Here is a 14,419-nt window from a genome sequence, read left to right as displayed (position 1 = left end):
GAGGTCAGGTAGATCATGCTGCGATTCATAAGCCTCTTCGCGCTCACCATGGCTTTGACGGCAGCACATGGGGCGTCGTCGGAAGCCGGCAGCCGCAAAGGCGTGCGTAGCGCGCCGCCGCCGGTGAAGGACTGCACGCGCTTCAACGGCCGCTGGGGCTACTACGGCAACCCGTGGTGCACCCCCGCCGAGCAGCTGGCGTTTGACCGCGCCGAGGCGCGGCGCCTCGGCCGCTAAGGGCCTTTCCCTAGAAAATGTGATCGCAGCGCCGCGAAGTCGCCCGATTGACGTGGCGGCGTGCGCCCAAACAAAACAACGGGAGCGAAGCCATGCTCAAGAAGATCCTTCTCGTGCTCGTCGTGCTCATCGCCGCGTTCGCCGGCTACGTCGCCATGCAGCCGGACGACCTGCACATCCAGCGCCAGGCGACCATCGCCGCCCCGCCCGCCGCCGTCTTCGACAACGTCAACGATCTGAAGAAGTGGGACGCCTGGTCGCCGTGGGCGAAGATGGACCCGAACGCCAAGGTGGGCTTCGAGGGCCCGGCCGCCGGCAAGGACGCGGTGTTCACCTGGTCGGGCAACGATCAGATCGGCGAGGGCAAGATGACCGTCGTCGACAGCCGCCCCAACGAGCTGGTCGATCTCAAGGTCGACTTCACCAAGCCGTTCGAGAACACGAGCAGCTCGACGTTCGAGTTCAAGCCGGAGGCCAATCAGACCGTCGTCACCTGGAGCATGGGCGGCAAGCAGAACTTCATCGAGAAGGCGATGTGCATCGTATTCAACGGCAAGAAGATGATCGGCGACGAGATGGACAAGGGCCTCGCCAAGCTGAAGACGGTCGCCGAGAGCGGCGCCGCACCTGCTCCGAGCCCCTGATCGGCCGCTTTCGAATTCGACCGCAAGGATCGGAGTGCGGAGCGCAGCGCACGCCCCTATGTATGGCGCATGGAACACGCCAGAATAGGTCCCATGTCCCGCTCTACCTCCCAGACCACCGGCAAAGCCGCCGCGGCCGACGATCGCCGCTGGGCATCGGTGCTGGCGCGCGACAAGGCGGCCGACGGCTCCTTCGTCTTGGGCGTCAAGACGACGGGCATCTACTGCAAGCCGTCGTGTCCGGCGCGCAAACCGCTGCGCAAGAACGTGAGCTTCTACGCCACTTGCGCCGAGGCCGAGGCCGCGGGCTTTCGTGCCTGCAAGCGCTGCAAGCCCAAGATGGCGAGCGGCAACAATGCGCAGGCCGAGAAAATCGCGGTCGCCTGCCGGATGATCGAGACGGCGGAAACGGCACCGAACCTCGAAACCCTCGCCGCTTCCGCTGGCCTCAGCTCCTACCACTTCCATCGCGTGTTCAAGGCGGCGACCGGTCTGACGCCGAAAGCCTACGCCGTCGCCCACCGCAACAAGCGGGTGCGTGACGCGCTGAAAGGAGACAAGTCCGTGACCGAAGCGATCTATGAAGCGGGGTTCAACTCCCCCGGCCGCTTCTACGCCGATGCGACGCCGTCGCTGGGCATGAAGCCCCGCGCCTATCGCGCCGGCGGCGCCGATACGGAGATCCGTCACGCCATCGCCAAATGCACGCTCGGCAAGATGCTCGTCGCCGCGACCGACAAGGGGATATGCGCCCTGTTCTTTGGCGACGACCCTGCCGAGCTGGAGCGGGAGCTGCGCGATCGATTGCCGCGCGCCAAGCTGACCAAGGGCGACCGCGCGTTCAAGGACCTGGTCGCCAAGGTCGTCGCCTACGTCGAGCAGCCGCAGAAGGCGCTCGACCTGCCGCTCGACGTGCAGGGCACGGCCTTCCAGCATCGGGTGTGGACGGCGCTGCGTGAGATCCCGCCCGGCGAGACCGTCACCTACGGCGACATCGCGCGGCGCATCGGCAAGCCAGAGGCGGTGCGCGCCGTCGGCACCGCCTGCGCGGCGAATCGCATTGCCGTGGCGATCCCCTGCCATCGCGTGGTGGGCAGCACGGGCAAGCTCACCGGCTATCGCTGGGGCGTGGAGCGCAAACAGGCGCTGCTCGACCGCGAGAAGCGCAAGCGCTGATCAGGCGACTTGGCGGCGCGGTGCCTCACGCAGCAGCTTCAGAACTTCGCCCTGCGGACGCGCTTCGCTGAAGTAGAAGCCCTGCCCCTCCTTGCAGCCTTCCGCCGCAAGGCAGGCGAGATCCGCCTGCGTCTCGATGCCTTCGGCGACCACGCGCATGTCGAGACCCTCGGCGAGGCCGAGGATCGCGCGCACGATCGCCAAAGTCTGCGGGTTGCCCTGCAGGCCGCGCACGAACGAGCGGTCGATCTTGATCTTGTCGAACGGGAAGGCGCGCAGGTAGCTCAGTGACGAGTAGCCGGTGCCGAAGTCGTCCATCGAGATGCGCACGCCGAGGGCGCGCAGCGCGTGCAGGTGAGCGATGACCTGGTCGGTGCGATCCAGAAGCACGCTCTCGGTGATCTCCAGGTCGAGCCGCTCCGGAGCCAGCCCGCTTTCGCGCAACGCCTCGCTGACGGTGACGAAGATATTGCCGACGCGGAACTGCATCGGCGAGAGGTTCACGGCAAGCTTGACGTGCTCCGGCCATTCGGTCGCGTCGGCGCAAGCCCGGCGCAGCGCGAAGTTGCCGAGCGGGGTGATGAGACCGGTCTCCTCGGCGAGGGGAATGAACTCGGACGGCGGGATGTAGCCGCGCGACGCGTGCGGCCAGCGCAGCAGAGCCTCGAAGCCGACGACGTCGTGCGTTTCGAGGTCGACGAGCGGCTGGTAGTGGACCTCCAGCTCCTCGGCGGCGAGCGCCGACCGGAGATCGATCTCGAGCTGGCGGCGGGCCTGCGCCTGGGCATCCATCTCCGGCTCGAAGAAGCGGAAGGTGGATTTGCCGTCGGCCTTGGCGCGGTAGAGGGCGAGGTCAGCGTTGCGCAACAGGCGGTCGGCATCGTCGCCGTCGGTGGGCGCGACGGCGATGCCGATGGTCGTGCCAACAGTCAGGACGTGGCCATCGGTGATGTAGGGCTCGCTGATGACGTCGATGAGCCGCTGCGCCAGCACCGCCAGATCCTGCGGAGATTTCACATCGGGCACCAGCATCGCGAACTCGTCGCCGCCGAGCCGCGCGGCCGTCTCGCGGTCGCGGGTGACGCGCTTTATGCGCTCGGCCACATCCTGCAAGAGCCGGTCGCCGACCGGATGACCGAGCGTGTCGTTCACCAGCTTGAAGTTGTCGAGGTCGATGCACAGTGCGCCGACGCAGCCGCCGGTGCGTGAGCGCTTTGCCAGCGCGTCCGACAGATGTTGGCGGAACAGCACGCGGTTGGGGAGATCGGTGAGGGAATCGTGGTGCGCCATGTAGGCGATGCGCGCCTCGGCCTCCTTGCGCTCGGTGACGTCGATGACGGCGATGAGCAGCGCCGGCGTACCCTCGTAGTCGAGCTGGCGGGAGAAGGAGACCACCTCCATGGCACGGCCGTCACGCGCGCGGTGCGTGGAGGTCGTAACGCTGGTCTCGAACGGCGCGGCGCTATCATCTTCCGGCGCGTCGTCTGCCACCTGCAGGTCGGGCAGGCGCATGCAGAGAAGCTCCTCGCGGCTGAACCCGTAGTGCGAGACGGCGGCGGCGTTGGCGGCGAGGAAGCCCTGCGTATCGCGGCGCAAGACGAACATCGGCACAGGATTCTCGTCGAACAGCAGCCGGAAGGAGGCCTCGCGCTGCTTCAAGCCGGTGATGTCCATGCGCAGGCCGATGATGCCGCCGTCGCCGGTCTTGCGTTCCTCGATGAGGATGCAGCGGCCGTCGGCGAGAACCTGCTCGTGCTGGGAACCGGGCTCGTAGAGAAGATTGAGGCGCTCCTTGATCCACGCTTCTTCGCGGCCGTTAGCGGAGGGATAGTCGCCGCGGGCGACGCCGACCCGCAGAGTGTCCTCGAGCCGTGCCCCGACTTTGAACAGGTCGGCGCTGCGCTTGTAGATGTCGGCGTACTTCTGGTTCCACAGGATGTAGCGCCCCTCGTTGTCGAGGAAGACGATGCCCTGCGGCAGGATCTCGAGAGCTTCGCGCAGGCGTGCATGCGCGGTGGCGGCGGTGGCGACGGCGGCGTCGGCAACGGCGCGCGCGCTTCTCACTTCCTTGCCGCTGCCGTCGAGCGCTTCCCACAGCGCAGCGCCGAAACCGGCAGCGCGCTCGCCGGCGCGACGAACGAAGGTGCGAGCGCGCCCGAGGCGGGTGTCGCGCGTGTTGGTTGTCGGCTTGTCGAACATGGCTCCGCCCCTGGCAATGCGTGCCCAAGCTGCCTGCCAGAGGCTAACAAACGATTTTGCGGTCTACTGCGGCAAATTCGATCCGCACTCGTCGCGCTTGGTTGTTGGGCAGCGTTGATGCGGGGACGCCGTCTACGCGGCCCCTGCAGCGGGCGATCGTGCTGCAGCAATAGGCCGTTGCCCGTGCCGAAGGCGCGCGTGCTCAAAGATGAGCCAGTTCCGGCTATGCCTAACGATGCGTTTCTTTCAGACGCGCAAATGCAGCGCGCGGTGCCGAAGCGTCGCGCGCTGCATTGATAGGTCGGGGCTTACTTGTCCCAGGCCGGAAGCGTCTTCAGCTCATCCTCGCTGAGGGTCGTGATCAACTTGCCGTCCTGCGCCTTGACCTGGTCGAAGGTCAGGATCGCGCCACTCTCGCCGAAGCCGAGGAAGCCGCCGTACTCGATGGCGACGCCCTTCACTTCACCGGCCGAGTCCTCGAGGACGGCATCGACCTCGGCGATCTTCTTGCCGTTGCCGTCGAAGATGTCCATTTCCTCGACCTTGTCGACGGTCGCGTTCAGCGACGGGACCATCTTGGCGTCGTCCTCGGACTCCTTCAGGTCGCCGGAGGCCATGGTGGTGGACGTGCTGGGAGCAGGAGCGGCGGCTTCCTTATCGGGAGCAGCCGGAGCAGGCGCCGGCGCGGGCGCCGGATCGGCCGCCGACGGGGTGGTGGCGGCCGGCGGAGTTGCGGGTGCCATCGGCTCGGTCTGCGCGGGCGGCGAAGACTCCTGCGTCGAAGGCGCCGGCGCATCCTGAGCGAACACGGGGGCGGACATCACCGCAAATGCGGCGATCAGACTGTAACGGACTTTCATTTTGACTCCTCCTTGGGGTCGGCCTTTACGAACACACATCCACAACAACTCTTTCAGTGGCCCGCGGGTTCTACTCCCCGCTGCTTATTGGGCGCTGCGGCGCCTCGTAAGCTAGGTATCGGATGATTTTCCATTGTCCGTCCGGGGACTTGCGAAAAATGTCCATGCCCGGCTCAACGCTCGAAACTGTCTGTCCGTTCGGCAGTGCAACAGTGAGAGTCCAAGTCAGCCGCACGATAGCGATGTCGCCGGCGGGGATGATTTCGCGGATGTCGAGGCCGTATTCGTAGCGTTTGCTCTTGTCGCTCAATGACCTCTTGAGGCGCGTACAGACGTCGTCGTAGTCCCGCTCCGGATACCCGCGGAAATCGTAGCGCAACTCGGGCGAGAACAGAGCGCACACCTTGTCGGCGTTGCCGGCGTTGAAGTCCTTGGTCCACTGCACCAGCGTGGCGCGGATCGTGTCCTCGGCGCTTTCTGCAACCGCAGAGGTCGCGGGCGCGGCAGCGACTAGCAGCGCCAATACGGTCGACAGCAGGATGTTGTCGCTGGGCATGGCCTCTATGCGCGAACCTCGAGCACCCGCTTGTGGACTTTGCCGAGCACCTCGGCGACGGCGTCCTTGAAGGCGGCCGTCGTCTGCTTCTGATCGCCATCGGCGTCGGTCCAGTTGTGCAGGAACGCGACGGTGACCGGCGTATCGCGCACGATCATCTGTCCGGCGATCGCCAGGCAATGGAAGCCGTTCCAGTCGATCGAGCCGCCCTTCATGTAGGCGGGGGTGTCGGCCGGTACGACCATGGCGATGGCGTCCGCCATGGCCTGGATGCGCTTGAATTCGGTGAGCGTCTCGGGCTTCTGGAAGTATCCGCCCGTCAGCGCGCGCTTGTAATAGGCGACGAACTCGGAAGCCGGCGCGGCCATCGTCTCGACGTCGTTGAGCGCGGGGCGGTACTTCGACGTGTCGGGCTTATCGTCGGCGATGATCGCCCGCATCGCTTTCCAGCCGATATCAGTGCCCTGTGGGGCGCCGGCGACGTAGGAGAAGAACTGCCGCGTCGAATTCGGGATGCGCGCTTTCTTCAGGCCCGCATCGGCGATGAACTGGCGCACGCGCGCCGGCGTGACCCGCTTCAACGCCATGTCGGTCGCGGTGTTGTCGCTATGCGTGATCATCGCCTCGAGCGCGCACTTCGCCGGCGTCTTGCCGGTGAGGTTCTCGAGCACGAGGCTGCTGAACGAGCGCACGCCGTCGTCGACGACAAGCTGCTCGAGCTCGTCAAGACGCCCGGCCTCAACCTCCTGCAGGTACGCGCTGAGCACGAAGGTTTTGAAACAGCTGCCGCAGAACAGCGCATCGTCCGGATTGGACGTCACGCGCCACGGGCTCGTCGGCACGTCGACGTCGACCTGCACGCCCTTCTGACCGGGCAACTTCAAAAAACCGTCGAGGAGATGCGGAATGGCGTGCGACTTGCCGCCGTCGTCGGCAGCGAACGCCGGGGCGCGCACGGCGGCTACCCCCGCGAGCACTGCAGCCGAAGCGAGAAATTGCCGTCTGCGCATCTTGCCTCCTGGCCAAGTCGGCCGGCTGCATCAGCAATGACAGACCAATAATGACCGGCGCGTTACTCAGGTTGCATGTCGGATTTGGACGGTATGCGTATTCAATCTGTTATCGCCTACAATCGAAACGAACGTCGTCCGGCAAAGAGCCATGTCCCGCCCTTCCGCCAGCCCGAGCTCCGCCGAACTCAGCGCCGCGATGCCCCTGGCATTCGCCGGGCAGCGCATCGGCCTGATGGGCGGAACGTTCAACCCGCCGCACGCGGGACACGCGACCTGCGCCTCGACCGCCATCCGCCGGCTGCGTCTCGACCAACTCTGGTGGATGGTGACGCCCGGCAATCCGCTGAAGAGCGGCGACGGACTGCCGCCGCTGGCGGAGCGCATCGAGGCGAGCCGCAAGTTCGCCGCCGACCCGCGCATCAAGGTGACGGGGTTCGAGGCGGCGCTCGGTAGCCGCTACACCTACGACACCCTCCGCTTTGTCATGCGGCGGCTGCCGGGCGTGCACTTCGTCTGGGTCATGGGCGCCGACAACCTCGCCGGCTTCGACCGCTGGCAGCATTGGCGCGACATCGCTCGCCTGGTGCCCATCGCCGTGGTCGACCGGCCGGGCTGGAGGTTGCGGGCGCTTGCCTCGCCGGCGGCCACGAGCCTCGCCCGCTACCGCGTCGCCGAGAGCCTGGCCGGGCGCCTACCGGTCATGCACCCACCGGCTTGGGCCTTGCTCAGCACCCGGCTGTCGGAGGCGTCCTCAACGGCCCTCCGCCGCGCGGCAAACCGGTAAAGCTATAAAATATAGACGTTTTTTGACAGGGACTCATGGCCGTTTCACGGGTTTGTCACGCATTAACTATTGCTGATGGGGCCGGAGAGGCCTTATGTTTCGGTTCGGTGGACCGGCGAGTGCCGTCCGCTGACGAGCGTCGACGGCGTGGAATTGCGCGTAGCGCCGTGGCGCAGGCCCCAAGGGGTGCATGAGGAAGGGACAACCAGCACACGATGCGAACCGCACTTGAGGGTGCCCGTAGGGGCGCGCCTCACGCCGAACTTTTGTCAGACGGACAGAAGCCGGCAGCCCTGCTCAAGGACATCGTCCATTGGCTCGACGAGGCGAAAGCCGAGGAGATCGTGACGATCGATCTGGCAGGTAAGTCTTCCATCGGTGACTTCATGGTCGTCGCCACCGGCCGGTCGGACCGGCACGTTGGCGCAATTGCCGAACAGGTCGGACGCAAGCTCAAGGACCAGGGCCTCGGTCGCGTGCGCATCGAGGGCATGGAAGCCTGTGACTGGGTCCTGATCGACACCGGCGACATCATCGTCCACGTCTTCCGCGACGAGGTGCGTGAGTTCTATAACCTCGAGAAGATGTGGTCGGCTGAGCGCCCCGTCGAGCCGACGACCGCCCACTGATCTAGGGCGACGGCGGCCGACGTAATGGTCCCGCGCTTCCGCGGGAGAAGCCTGCATGCGCCTCGTCGTTGCCGCCGTCGGCCGCCTGAAGGACGCCGAGCGCGAGCTGTGCGAGCGCTATAGTAAGCGCTTCGATGCGGCGGGGCGCAGCCTCTGCCTCGGTCCCCTAACAATCACCGAACTTAGCGAAAGCCGCGCGGCCGGCGCGGATGCGCGCAAGGCCGACGAGGCGGCGCGCCTGATGAAGGCGGCTGGCACTGCCGACGTGCGCGTCGTGCTCGACGAGGGCGGCAAGGCGCTGTCGAGCGAAGCCTTCGCCAAGTGGATCGCGCAGCGGCGGGATGGCGGCGCTAAGGGCCTCGCCTTTTTGATCGGCGGCCCGGACGGCCACGGTCCCGCGGCCCTCGACGGCGCCGCGCTCAAACTGTCGCTCGGGCCGATGACGCTGCCGCACGGGATGGCGCGCGCCGTGCTCATCGAGCAGCTTTACCGCGCCGCAACGATCCTCTCCGGCCACCCCTATCACCGCGCCTGACGGAGCGGCTCGCCGCATTGACGGCAAGTCCGTTACAATGGCGGGCAGTGATTCGGGTCAAACACCACGAGGTCGACAATGGGCGCTCTAGGCACGTTTCTTCTGCTCGTCTTGTTCGGTGCTGCGGTTGGGTTCGCCATGATCCGCTACGGCCATAACTGGATCGGCCGACAGGTGGCCGGCGCCACGACCGGCGGCGAGATCACCTACGCGCTGGTCGGCATCGCCGGCTCGTTCATGGGCTACCACATCGCCAGCATTCTCGGGATCGGCTCGGAGCTCCTGGCGTACATCCTCGCCGTCGGCGGCGCGGCGCTGACGATCTACCTCTGGCAGGGCCGCTGAGCTAAGCGGTCTTCGCCTCGCCTCCGCGACCGAAGGGCCACCAGCCCTTCCTGCTCTTGGCGGCGGCCTCCTGGGCCTCCGCCTTTTCCAGGCTGCCGTCGTCGGCGAGCACCATGAGGATCGGCGTCAGGCCCTCGATGTCTTCCAGCGGGAAGATCTCGATATCGCGCCGCGCCCGCTCGCTCCAGCCGGCAATCGTGAGCGCGCTTTCCGCCTTGGAGAACAGGCCGTGGTTGCGGATCGGCTGCGCCTTCTCGAATAGTTCGTCCTGCGGGGTCTTCTGGTCGTCGGGCTTCGGATGGTCCTTGAGCCATTTCTTGCGGATGTCGCTCAGGTCGGTATCGCTCGCAGCACTCTCCTCGGCCTTGAGCTTGTCGAGCTCGCCTTTGCGGAAGCTCCACCAGCGCGGGCGATGCGGCCAGCGCACCAGATCCATGTCGTCGAGCACACCGGCGAGCTGGTTCATGGCCAGTCCCTTGGCGCATTCGTCCTCGTTCTTCGGGTCACAACTGTAGAGATTGGGAATGACGAGATAGGACCCGCCGCGGTGATAGATGAAGTGGCGGCGCACCCATTCGATGTTGGCCCCCGGCGCCCGCTGGACAGCCGTATTGATCGCCGCGCGGATCTGGCGGACCACCGCCGACGACGGCCGCTTGCTCTCCGGCGGCGGCGGATTGAGGATCGCCAGCGCCAGCAGGCCGAGGTCGATGCCGATGGTGGCAAGCAGCGCGATCATATCGCGGCCGGTGATCGGCTCGCCGGTCTTGGTTGAGCCGTCGGGCGTCGCTCCGGCGAGCCAGCCGATGAGGCTCGACAGGTAGGCGCCGATGTTCTCCCACAGGCGCTTGATGGCGTTGGCGACGCCGGCCGGACCCTCGTTGAACGCCGCCTCGCGCAAGTTGAGCGTCGCCGGCTGATCCGCCTGCACCGCCGCCTGCGTCAGGCGTTGCGCCAGGGTCGGGTCGTAGCAGGAGAAGCCGCTTTGTCCCGGCGCCACGGACACGGCGGCGGCGATGGCGCGCATCTCGGTCGCCGTCGACTTGCCGAGCTCATTGGACCGGGCGGCGATGTCGCGGGCGCGCGAGCGGATGTTGGTCGCCATCGCGTTGAAGCTCTGCTGCCGCTCGGCGACGGTGGAGCCTTGCAGCTGGGCGACGCTCTGTTGCAGCGAGGCGATGTCGGCCTGCACCGGCGCGATCCACGAATTCTGCACGCCATCGCGCAGCGACGTGACTTGGTCGCGCACACCGACGCGGGCGGCATAGAGGGGGCCGCGACCGGCTCCCGAGGAGGTGCCGCACGAGCCGCCACTGGTTTCCTCGCGCGCCATCTGCGTATCCGACCAGGTGACGACGCCGTCAAGGCCGACCTTGACCGCGTCGAGCCGGGCCGCGACGGCACTCGCCGCGTCGCCCGCGTCCTGCTGCAGCCCGGAAAGCCCGGTGCGGGTCGCCTCCTCGCCGGCGATGAGGCTCCACCAGAAGCCGTAGCCGAAGCCGATAGACCAGATGGCGAGGAATACATAGAGCGGGAAGGTGACCAGGCGCTCGGTCCACCGGCGCCCCTGCGCGAAGGACTCGCGCAGCATCAGCCACATCAAGAAGGTGAGCGCGAAGACGACGATGATGACGAGGAAATCGTTGGAGAACGACAAGCCGCCCGGCAGCTCCTGCGAGTTGCCCGTCGGCGAGGTCGATACGCCGATGATGAAGTCGCGCATGCCGTGCCAGGTGGCGAAGCCGGCGATGAGCAGCAGCATGATCGAGGCGATGCCGATCAGCGTGTTACGGCCCAGCAGATAATCGGTCGCGCGGCCCCAGAGCGAGCGCCCATCCTGCGTCACGGCCATGTCAGTCCCCCGTCCAAGTCATCCACCTTGTATAGGCCGATATAGGAAAATCGGCGGCTTGTCGCGCCGTTTGCCGGGGCTCGGCGTGCCACGAGCGGCTGAGCGTATCGGCGGCGCCACGCATAACGCAGCGAACACGAGGTAGTTGTCGGGACTTTCCGCGGGGCATACTCTTTTCGCACTGCAGCGCGTCCCTCCGAGGTGAAGCATGGCAGGCGAAGGATTTGATTTCGAAGGATTAGTGCGGGCGGGCTATCCGCTGCAGCAGTTCGCCGAGGGCGAGCGTATTTTTGTCGACGGCGACGAGGGCAACGCCATGTACGCGGTGCGCTCGGGTGCCGTCTCGATCGTGTCGGCGGGGGCCGTGCTCGAGACGGTGGGGCCAGGCGAGACATTCGGCGAGCTGACGCTGATCGACGGCTCGCCGCGCGGCGCCACCGCTATCGCCCGGGAGCCGACCGAGGTGGCGGTCATCGACGAGCGCGCTTTTAACTACCTGGTCGAGCGCAACCCGGCCTTCGCTCTCGACCTCCTGCGGCGGCTGTCGCGCCGCCTGCGCCGCATGAACGAAAGCCTTTAGCGCCCCCACTCCTAAATGCGGCGACGACGCCCATCCTTCTCCGTCATTCCCGCGAAGGCGGGAACCTAGACACGTTTCGGCCGACGCGACGTGCGGTGGGGTTCGAGGCGAGGCGCGGTATCGCCAACGTCCCCTAGCTTTGAAGTGAACTGGGTTCCCGCCGTCCATGCGGAGCATGGCTGCGCCATGACGCGGGAATGACGTTGGTGGGGAGAGAGCGACCGCGTCGTCGGACCGAAGGCAGCTCTGCGCTGTCGCCCGAGGATGACAGTGGTGGCCGCGGTTTAGCTGGCGGTTTTGGTGATGATACCGGCGGGGATCATCTTGTAGTCGACGTAGCCCTGGCCGCGCATGCCGAAGTCGCAGGCCTCCGGGTGCATGATCTCGGCAAGGATCTCGGCGCTTTCGACGAGGCGCGGGCCCGGCCGGTTGAAGTAGGCGTTGCCGTCGGCGAGGAATACCTGGTGGTTCCGCACCGCGCGCAGCTGTTGCCAGATCGCGTAGCGGGCGAGCGGTCGCACCTCGCGCTCCGTCGTCTCGATGTCATATCCGCACGGCGAGACCACGACCACGTCGGGATCAGCGGCGGCGACTTCCTTCCAGGTGATCCACGGCGAGGACTCACCCGTCACGCCGAAGGGGCTGACGCCGCCGGCAATGTCGATCAGCTCCGGCATCCAGTGGCCACCCGACATCGGCGGATCGACCCATTCGATGAAGACCAAGCGCTTCTTCGGCAGCGCCGCGACCTTGTCGCGGATCGCCGCGAGGCGATCCTGCATCGAGGCGATGAGCTTGGCGCCGGCGGCCGGCCGGCCGATGGCGTCCGCCACCTTGCCGATGTCGGCGTAGATGTCGGTGAGCGAATGCGGGTGCAGCGAGACAATGTGCGGGTCGCCGTGCACGGTCTGGCACACGGCGCGCTCGACGTCGGCGAGCGACACGGCGCACACCTGGCACTGGTCCTGGGTCAGGATGACGTCGGGCTTTAAAGCCTCGAGCGCATCGGCGTCGACCTCGTAGACCGAGAGCCCCTTCTCGACGAGCGATCGGACGCGCTTGTCGATCTCGCCGCTCGAGCCGTGCACGTCGAATTTCGGCCGCGTGATCGCCGGCAGGCTCTTGACCGACGGCGGCCAGTCGCACTCGTGCGAGCGGGCGACCTGTAGATCGCCGGCGCCCAGCGCGTGCAGGATCTCGGTGGAGCTGGCAATGAGCGAGACGACGCGCGGGTGCTTCTGATCTTTTCCCATGGGCCGTGATCTCACCGTGAGCCGCCGGATGCAAGCGCTGCCGCGACCGCCGGGAGCTCATCGGACGCCGCGGCGAGCGCATCGGCGAGGAAGGTATGCAGCGCGGCGACGACCTGCGCACCTTCACCCACCGAGGCGGCGACGCGCTTCACCGAGCCCGCGCGTACGTCGCCGATGGCGAAGATTCCATGACGGCTGGTTTCCAGAGGCTTGCCGTTGGAGCCGGACAAGTCGCTGCCGGTGAGCACGAAGCCTTTACCATCGAGCTTCACGCCCGAGTCCCGCAGCCAGGCGGTGTTCGGGTCGGCGCCGATGAACAGGAACAGGTGCTGGATGGCGCAGTGTTGCTCGCGCCCCTGATGCCGCCAGCGGATCGCCTCGAGCCGGCCGTCCTTGCCTTCGAGCCCTGTCACCTCGGCGTTGGTCAGAACCTCGACGTTAGGCAGATTGCTGATGCGGTCGACGAGATAGCGCGACATCGTCGCCTCGATGCTGCCGCCGCGGGCGAGCAGCCATACCTTCTTCGCCCGGCTGGCAAGATAGACCGTCGCCTGCCCGGCGGAATTGCCGGCACCGACCAGCGCCACCTCCTGGTTGGCGCACAAGTTGCCTTCGAGCGGCGACGCCCAGAAGTGCACGCTCGTCATCTCGAACTCGTGCAGGTTGTCGACCTCGAGGCGCCGGTAGCGTGCCCCGCAGGCGAGCACGACCGTGCGCGCCCTGATGCGCTGGTCGCCTTCGAGATGCAGGACGTATCCCCAACCCTGACATTCGAGATGTTTCGCCTCGCAGGGGATGACGATGTCGGCGCCGAACTTCAGCGCCTGATTGTAGGCGCGTCCCATCAGGGCCATGCCTGAGATGCCGGTCGGGAAGCCCAAGTAGTTTTCGATGCGCGCCGAGGCGCCCGCCTGGCCGCCGAACGCACGGCAGTCGAGGACGGCGACCGAAAGGCCCTCGGAAGCGGCGTAGACGGCCGTCGCCAAGCCGGCGGGACCGCCGCCGATGATGGCGACATCGTAGAGGTGGTCGGGGTCGAGCGTCGAAATGAGGCCGAGGCAGCGGGCGAGATCCGCCTCGGTCGGATTGCGCAGAACCTGCCCGTTGGGACAGACGACGATGGGCAGTTCGCTCGGCGCGACCTGGAACCGCTCGACTAGCACCTTGCCGCAAGAATCGGCCTCGGGGTCGAGGCGGTGATAGGGATGGCCATTGCGGCGCAGGAAGCCCTCCAGGCGCAACACATTGCCATCGCCCACGCCGCCGACGATCACCGGCCCGCCGCCGCCCGACTCGATCAGCCCCATGCGCCGCAGGATGAGCGCCCGCATGATGCTCTCGCCCAGCTCCGCCTCGCCGACGAGCAGGGCGCGCAACTGCACCGTTGGAATGACGATCGCCTCGCCGGGCTCGCTCGCGATCGCGTCGACCAGCGCCGGGCGGCCGCCGAGCTGGGCGAGCTCGCCCATGAAGCCGCCCGGACCGTGCGTGACGATCAACGATCGGTGACCGGCCTGCTGCTGAAAAACGTCGACGTGCCCGGACAGGACGATCATCAGCCCCGGCGACATGTCGCCGACGCGGGCCAGCGCTTCGCCGGAGGCGAACTTGCGAATCTCACCGAAACGGCGGACGCGCTCGATCTCCTCGGGTGCGAGCACCGGAAACATCTGATGCCGGCGCGTCTCGATAATCGTCTGGTTCGCCATTTCTCGCCTCAGATCCGCTGTGACTGACAACAACACATGGGGTCCGA

Annotated in this window: 15 protein-coding genes; 8 read left to right on the top strand and 7 right to left on the bottom strand. The window is 66.7% G+C overall.

What is annotated here, in order from left to right; translation table 11 throughout:
• Positions 1-15: 15 nt before the first annotated feature.
• The 3 genes from GIW81_RS13010 (at position 16) to ada (ending at position 2,057) form a co-directional block, all read left to right on the top strand.
• Positions 16-237: a hypothetical protein gene (locus GIW81_RS13010; protein ID WP_154739815.1), complete on the top strand. Its 222-nt coding sequence runs from the start codon at positions 16-18 to the stop codon at positions 235-237.
• Positions 238-329: 92 nt separating this feature from the next.
• Positions 330-881 carry an SRPBCC family protein gene (locus tag GIW81_RS13005; protein ID WP_154739814.1) on the top strand — a complete coding sequence of 184 codons (552 nt, stop codon included), beginning with the start codon at positions 330-332 and terminating at the stop codon, positions 879-881.
• 93 nt (positions 882-974) lie between these two features.
• On the top strand, positions 975-2,057 hold the full coding sequence (ada, locus tag GIW81_RS13000) for a bifunctional DNA-binding transcriptional regulator/O6-methylguanine-DNA methyltransferase Ada (protein WP_154739813.1): 1,083 nt from the start codon (positions 975-977) through the stop codon (positions 2,055-2,057).
• Here ada and GIW81_RS12995 read toward each other — a convergent pair whose 3' ends face one another.
• The 4 genes from GIW81_RS12995 to GIW81_RS12980 form a co-directional block, all read right to left on the bottom strand.
• Positions 2,058-4,256, bottom strand: coding sequence for a putative bifunctional diguanylate cyclase/phosphodiesterase (locus GIW81_RS12995; protein ID WP_154739812.1), 2,199 nt, complete (start codon positions 4,254-4,256; stop codon positions 2,058-2,060).
• Positions 4,257-4,564: 308 nt separating this feature from the next.
• Positions 4,565-5,116, bottom strand: a complete 552-nt coding sequence (locus GIW81_RS12990; protein WP_154739811.1) for a PRC-barrel domain-containing protein — start codon at positions 5,114-5,116, stop codon at positions 4,565-4,567.
• Between the two features lie 70 nt (positions 5,117-5,186).
• Positions 5,187-5,672: a YybH family protein gene (locus GIW81_RS12985; RefSeq protein WP_154739810.1), complete on the bottom strand. Its 486-nt coding sequence runs from the start codon at positions 5,670-5,672 to the stop codon at positions 5,187-5,189.
• A gap of 5 nt (positions 5,673-5,677) precedes the next feature.
• Complete coding sequence (locus GIW81_RS12980; protein ID WP_154739809.1) at positions 5,678-6,682, bottom strand: serine hydrolase; 1,005 nt, start codon at positions 6,680-6,682, stop codon at positions 5,678-5,680.
• Between the two features lie 151 nt (positions 6,683-6,833).
• On the opposite strand from GIW81_RS12980, the gene GIW81_RS12975 reads away from it, so the two are divergent.
• From GIW81_RS12975 to GIW81_RS12960, 4 genes are all read left to right on the top strand, one after another.
• Positions 6,834-7,469 carry a nicotinate-nucleotide adenylyltransferase gene (locus tag GIW81_RS12975; protein WP_154739808.1) on the top strand — a complete coding sequence of 212 codons (636 nt, stop codon included), beginning with the start codon at positions 6,834-6,836 and terminating at the stop codon, positions 7,467-7,469.
• A 215-nt stretch (positions 7,470-7,684) separates the two neighbouring features.
• Positions 7,685-8,098 (top strand): ribosome silencing factor, encoded by a 414-nt coding sequence (gene rsfS, locus GIW81_RS12970; RefSeq protein WP_154739807.1) that lies wholly within the window; start codon positions 7,685-7,687, stop codon positions 8,096-8,098.
• Between the two features lie 55 nt (positions 8,099-8,153).
• Positions 8,154-8,633: a 23S rRNA (pseudouridine(1915)-N(3))-methyltransferase RlmH gene (rlmH, locus tag GIW81_RS12965; protein WP_154739806.1), complete on the top strand. Its 480-nt coding sequence runs from the start codon at positions 8,154-8,156 to the stop codon at positions 8,631-8,633.
• A 78-nt stretch (positions 8,634-8,711) separates the two neighbouring features.
• Positions 8,712-8,978: a transglycosylase gene (locus GIW81_RS12960; RefSeq protein ID WP_154739805.1), complete on the top strand. Its 267-nt coding sequence runs from the start codon at positions 8,712-8,714 to the stop codon at positions 8,976-8,978.
• Between the two features lies 1 nt (position 8,979).
• Here the strand turns inward: GIW81_RS12960 and GIW81_RS12955 are convergent, their stop codons facing one another.
• Positions 8,980-10,830 (bottom strand): hypothetical protein, encoded by a 1,851-nt coding sequence (locus GIW81_RS12955; protein WP_195930559.1) that lies wholly within the window; start codon positions 10,828-10,830, stop codon positions 8,980-8,982.
• Positions 10,831-11,038: 208 nt separating this feature from the next.
• Between GIW81_RS12955 and GIW81_RS12950 the strand changes: the two genes are divergently transcribed.
• On the top strand, positions 11,039-11,410 hold the full coding sequence (locus GIW81_RS12950; RefSeq protein WP_154739804.1) for a cyclic nucleotide-binding domain-containing protein: 372 nt from the start codon (positions 11,039-11,041) through the stop codon (positions 11,408-11,410).
• A 284-nt stretch (positions 11,411-11,694) separates the two neighbouring features.
• Here the strand turns inward: GIW81_RS12950 and GIW81_RS12945 are convergent, their stop codons facing one another.
• On the bottom strand, positions 11,695-12,663 hold the full coding sequence (locus GIW81_RS12945) for a cobalamin-binding protein (RefSeq protein ID WP_154739803.1): 969 nt from the start codon (positions 12,661-12,663) through the stop codon (positions 11,695-11,697).
• A gap of 11 nt (positions 12,664-12,674) precedes the next feature.
• Positions 12,675-14,372, bottom strand: a complete 1,698-nt coding sequence (locus GIW81_RS12940) for an FAD-dependent oxidoreductase (protein WP_154739802.1) — start codon at positions 14,370-14,372, stop codon at positions 12,675-12,677.
• Positions 14,373-14,419 lie beyond the last annotated feature (47 nt).

Source organism: Hyphomicrobium album (assembly GCF_009708035.1).
GTDB lineage: Bacteria > Pseudomonadota > Alphaproteobacteria > Rhizobiales > Hyphomicrobiaceae > Hyphomicrobium_A > Hyphomicrobium_A album.
The sequence above is the reverse complement of the archived record's forward strand: the minus strand, read 5'-3'. Positions and strand labels throughout refer to the sequence as shown.

What these genes read in the sequence shown, in the direction of transcription:
- GIW81_RS12945 (WP_154739803.1), bottom strand. Translation starts at nt 12,663, where the DNA reads ATGGGAAAAGATCAGAAGCACCCGCGCGTCGTCTCGCTCATTGCCAGC.
- GIW81_RS12975 (WP_154739808.1), top strand. Translation starts at nt 6,834, where the DNA reads ATGTCCCGCCCTTCCGCCAGCCCGAGCTCCGCCGAACTCAGCGCCGCG.
- GIW81_RS12950 (WP_154739804.1), top strand. Translation starts at nt 11,039, where the DNA reads ATGGCAGGCGAAGGATTTGATTTCGAAGGATTAGTGCGGGCGGGCTAT.
- GIW81_RS13005 (WP_154739814.1), top strand. Translation starts at nt 330, where the DNA reads ATGCTCAAGAAGATCCTTCTCGTGCTCGTCGTGCTCATCGCCGCGTTC.
- GIW81_RS12985 (WP_154739810.1), bottom strand. Translation starts at nt 5,672, where the DNA reads ATGCCCAGCGACAACATCCTGCTGTCGACCGTATTGGCGCTGCTAGTC.
- rsfS (WP_154739807.1), top strand. Translation starts at nt 7,685, where the DNA reads ATGCGAACCGCACTTGAGGGTGCCCGTAGGGGCGCGCCTCACGCCGAA.
- rlmH (WP_154739806.1), top strand. Translation starts at nt 8,154, where the DNA reads ATGCGCCTCGTCGTTGCCGCCGTCGGCCGCCTGAAGGACGCCGAGCGC.
- GIW81_RS12940 (WP_154739802.1), bottom strand. Translation starts at nt 14,372, where the DNA reads ATGGCGAACCAGACGATTATCGAGACGCGCCGGCATCAGATGTTTCCG.
- GIW81_RS12980 (WP_154739809.1), bottom strand. Translation starts at nt 6,682, where the DNA reads ATGCGCAGACGGCAATTTCTCGCTTCGGCTGCAGTGCTCGCGGGGGTA.
- GIW81_RS12995 (WP_154739812.1), bottom strand. Translation starts at nt 4,256, where the DNA reads ATGTTCGACAAGCCGACAACCAACACGCGCGACACCCGCCTCGGGCGC.
- ada (WP_154739813.1), top strand. Translation starts at nt 975, where the DNA reads ATGTCCCGCTCTACCTCCCAGACCACCGGCAAAGCCGCCGCGGCCGAC.
- GIW81_RS13010 (WP_154739815.1), top strand. Translation starts at nt 16, where the DNA reads ATGCTGCGATTCATAAGCCTCTTCGCGCTCACCATGGCTTTGACGGCA.
- GIW81_RS12990 (WP_154739811.1), bottom strand. Translation starts at nt 5,116, where the DNA reads ATGAAAGTCCGTTACAGTCTGATCGCCGCATTTGCGGTGATGTCCGCC.
- GIW81_RS12955 (WP_195930559.1), bottom strand. Translation starts at nt 10,830, where the DNA reads ATGGCCGTGACGCAGGATGGGCGCTCGCTCTGGGGCCGCGCGACCGAT.
- GIW81_RS12960 (WP_154739805.1), top strand. Translation starts at nt 8,712, where the DNA reads ATGGGCGCTCTAGGCACGTTTCTTCTGCTCGTCTTGTTCGGTGCTGCG.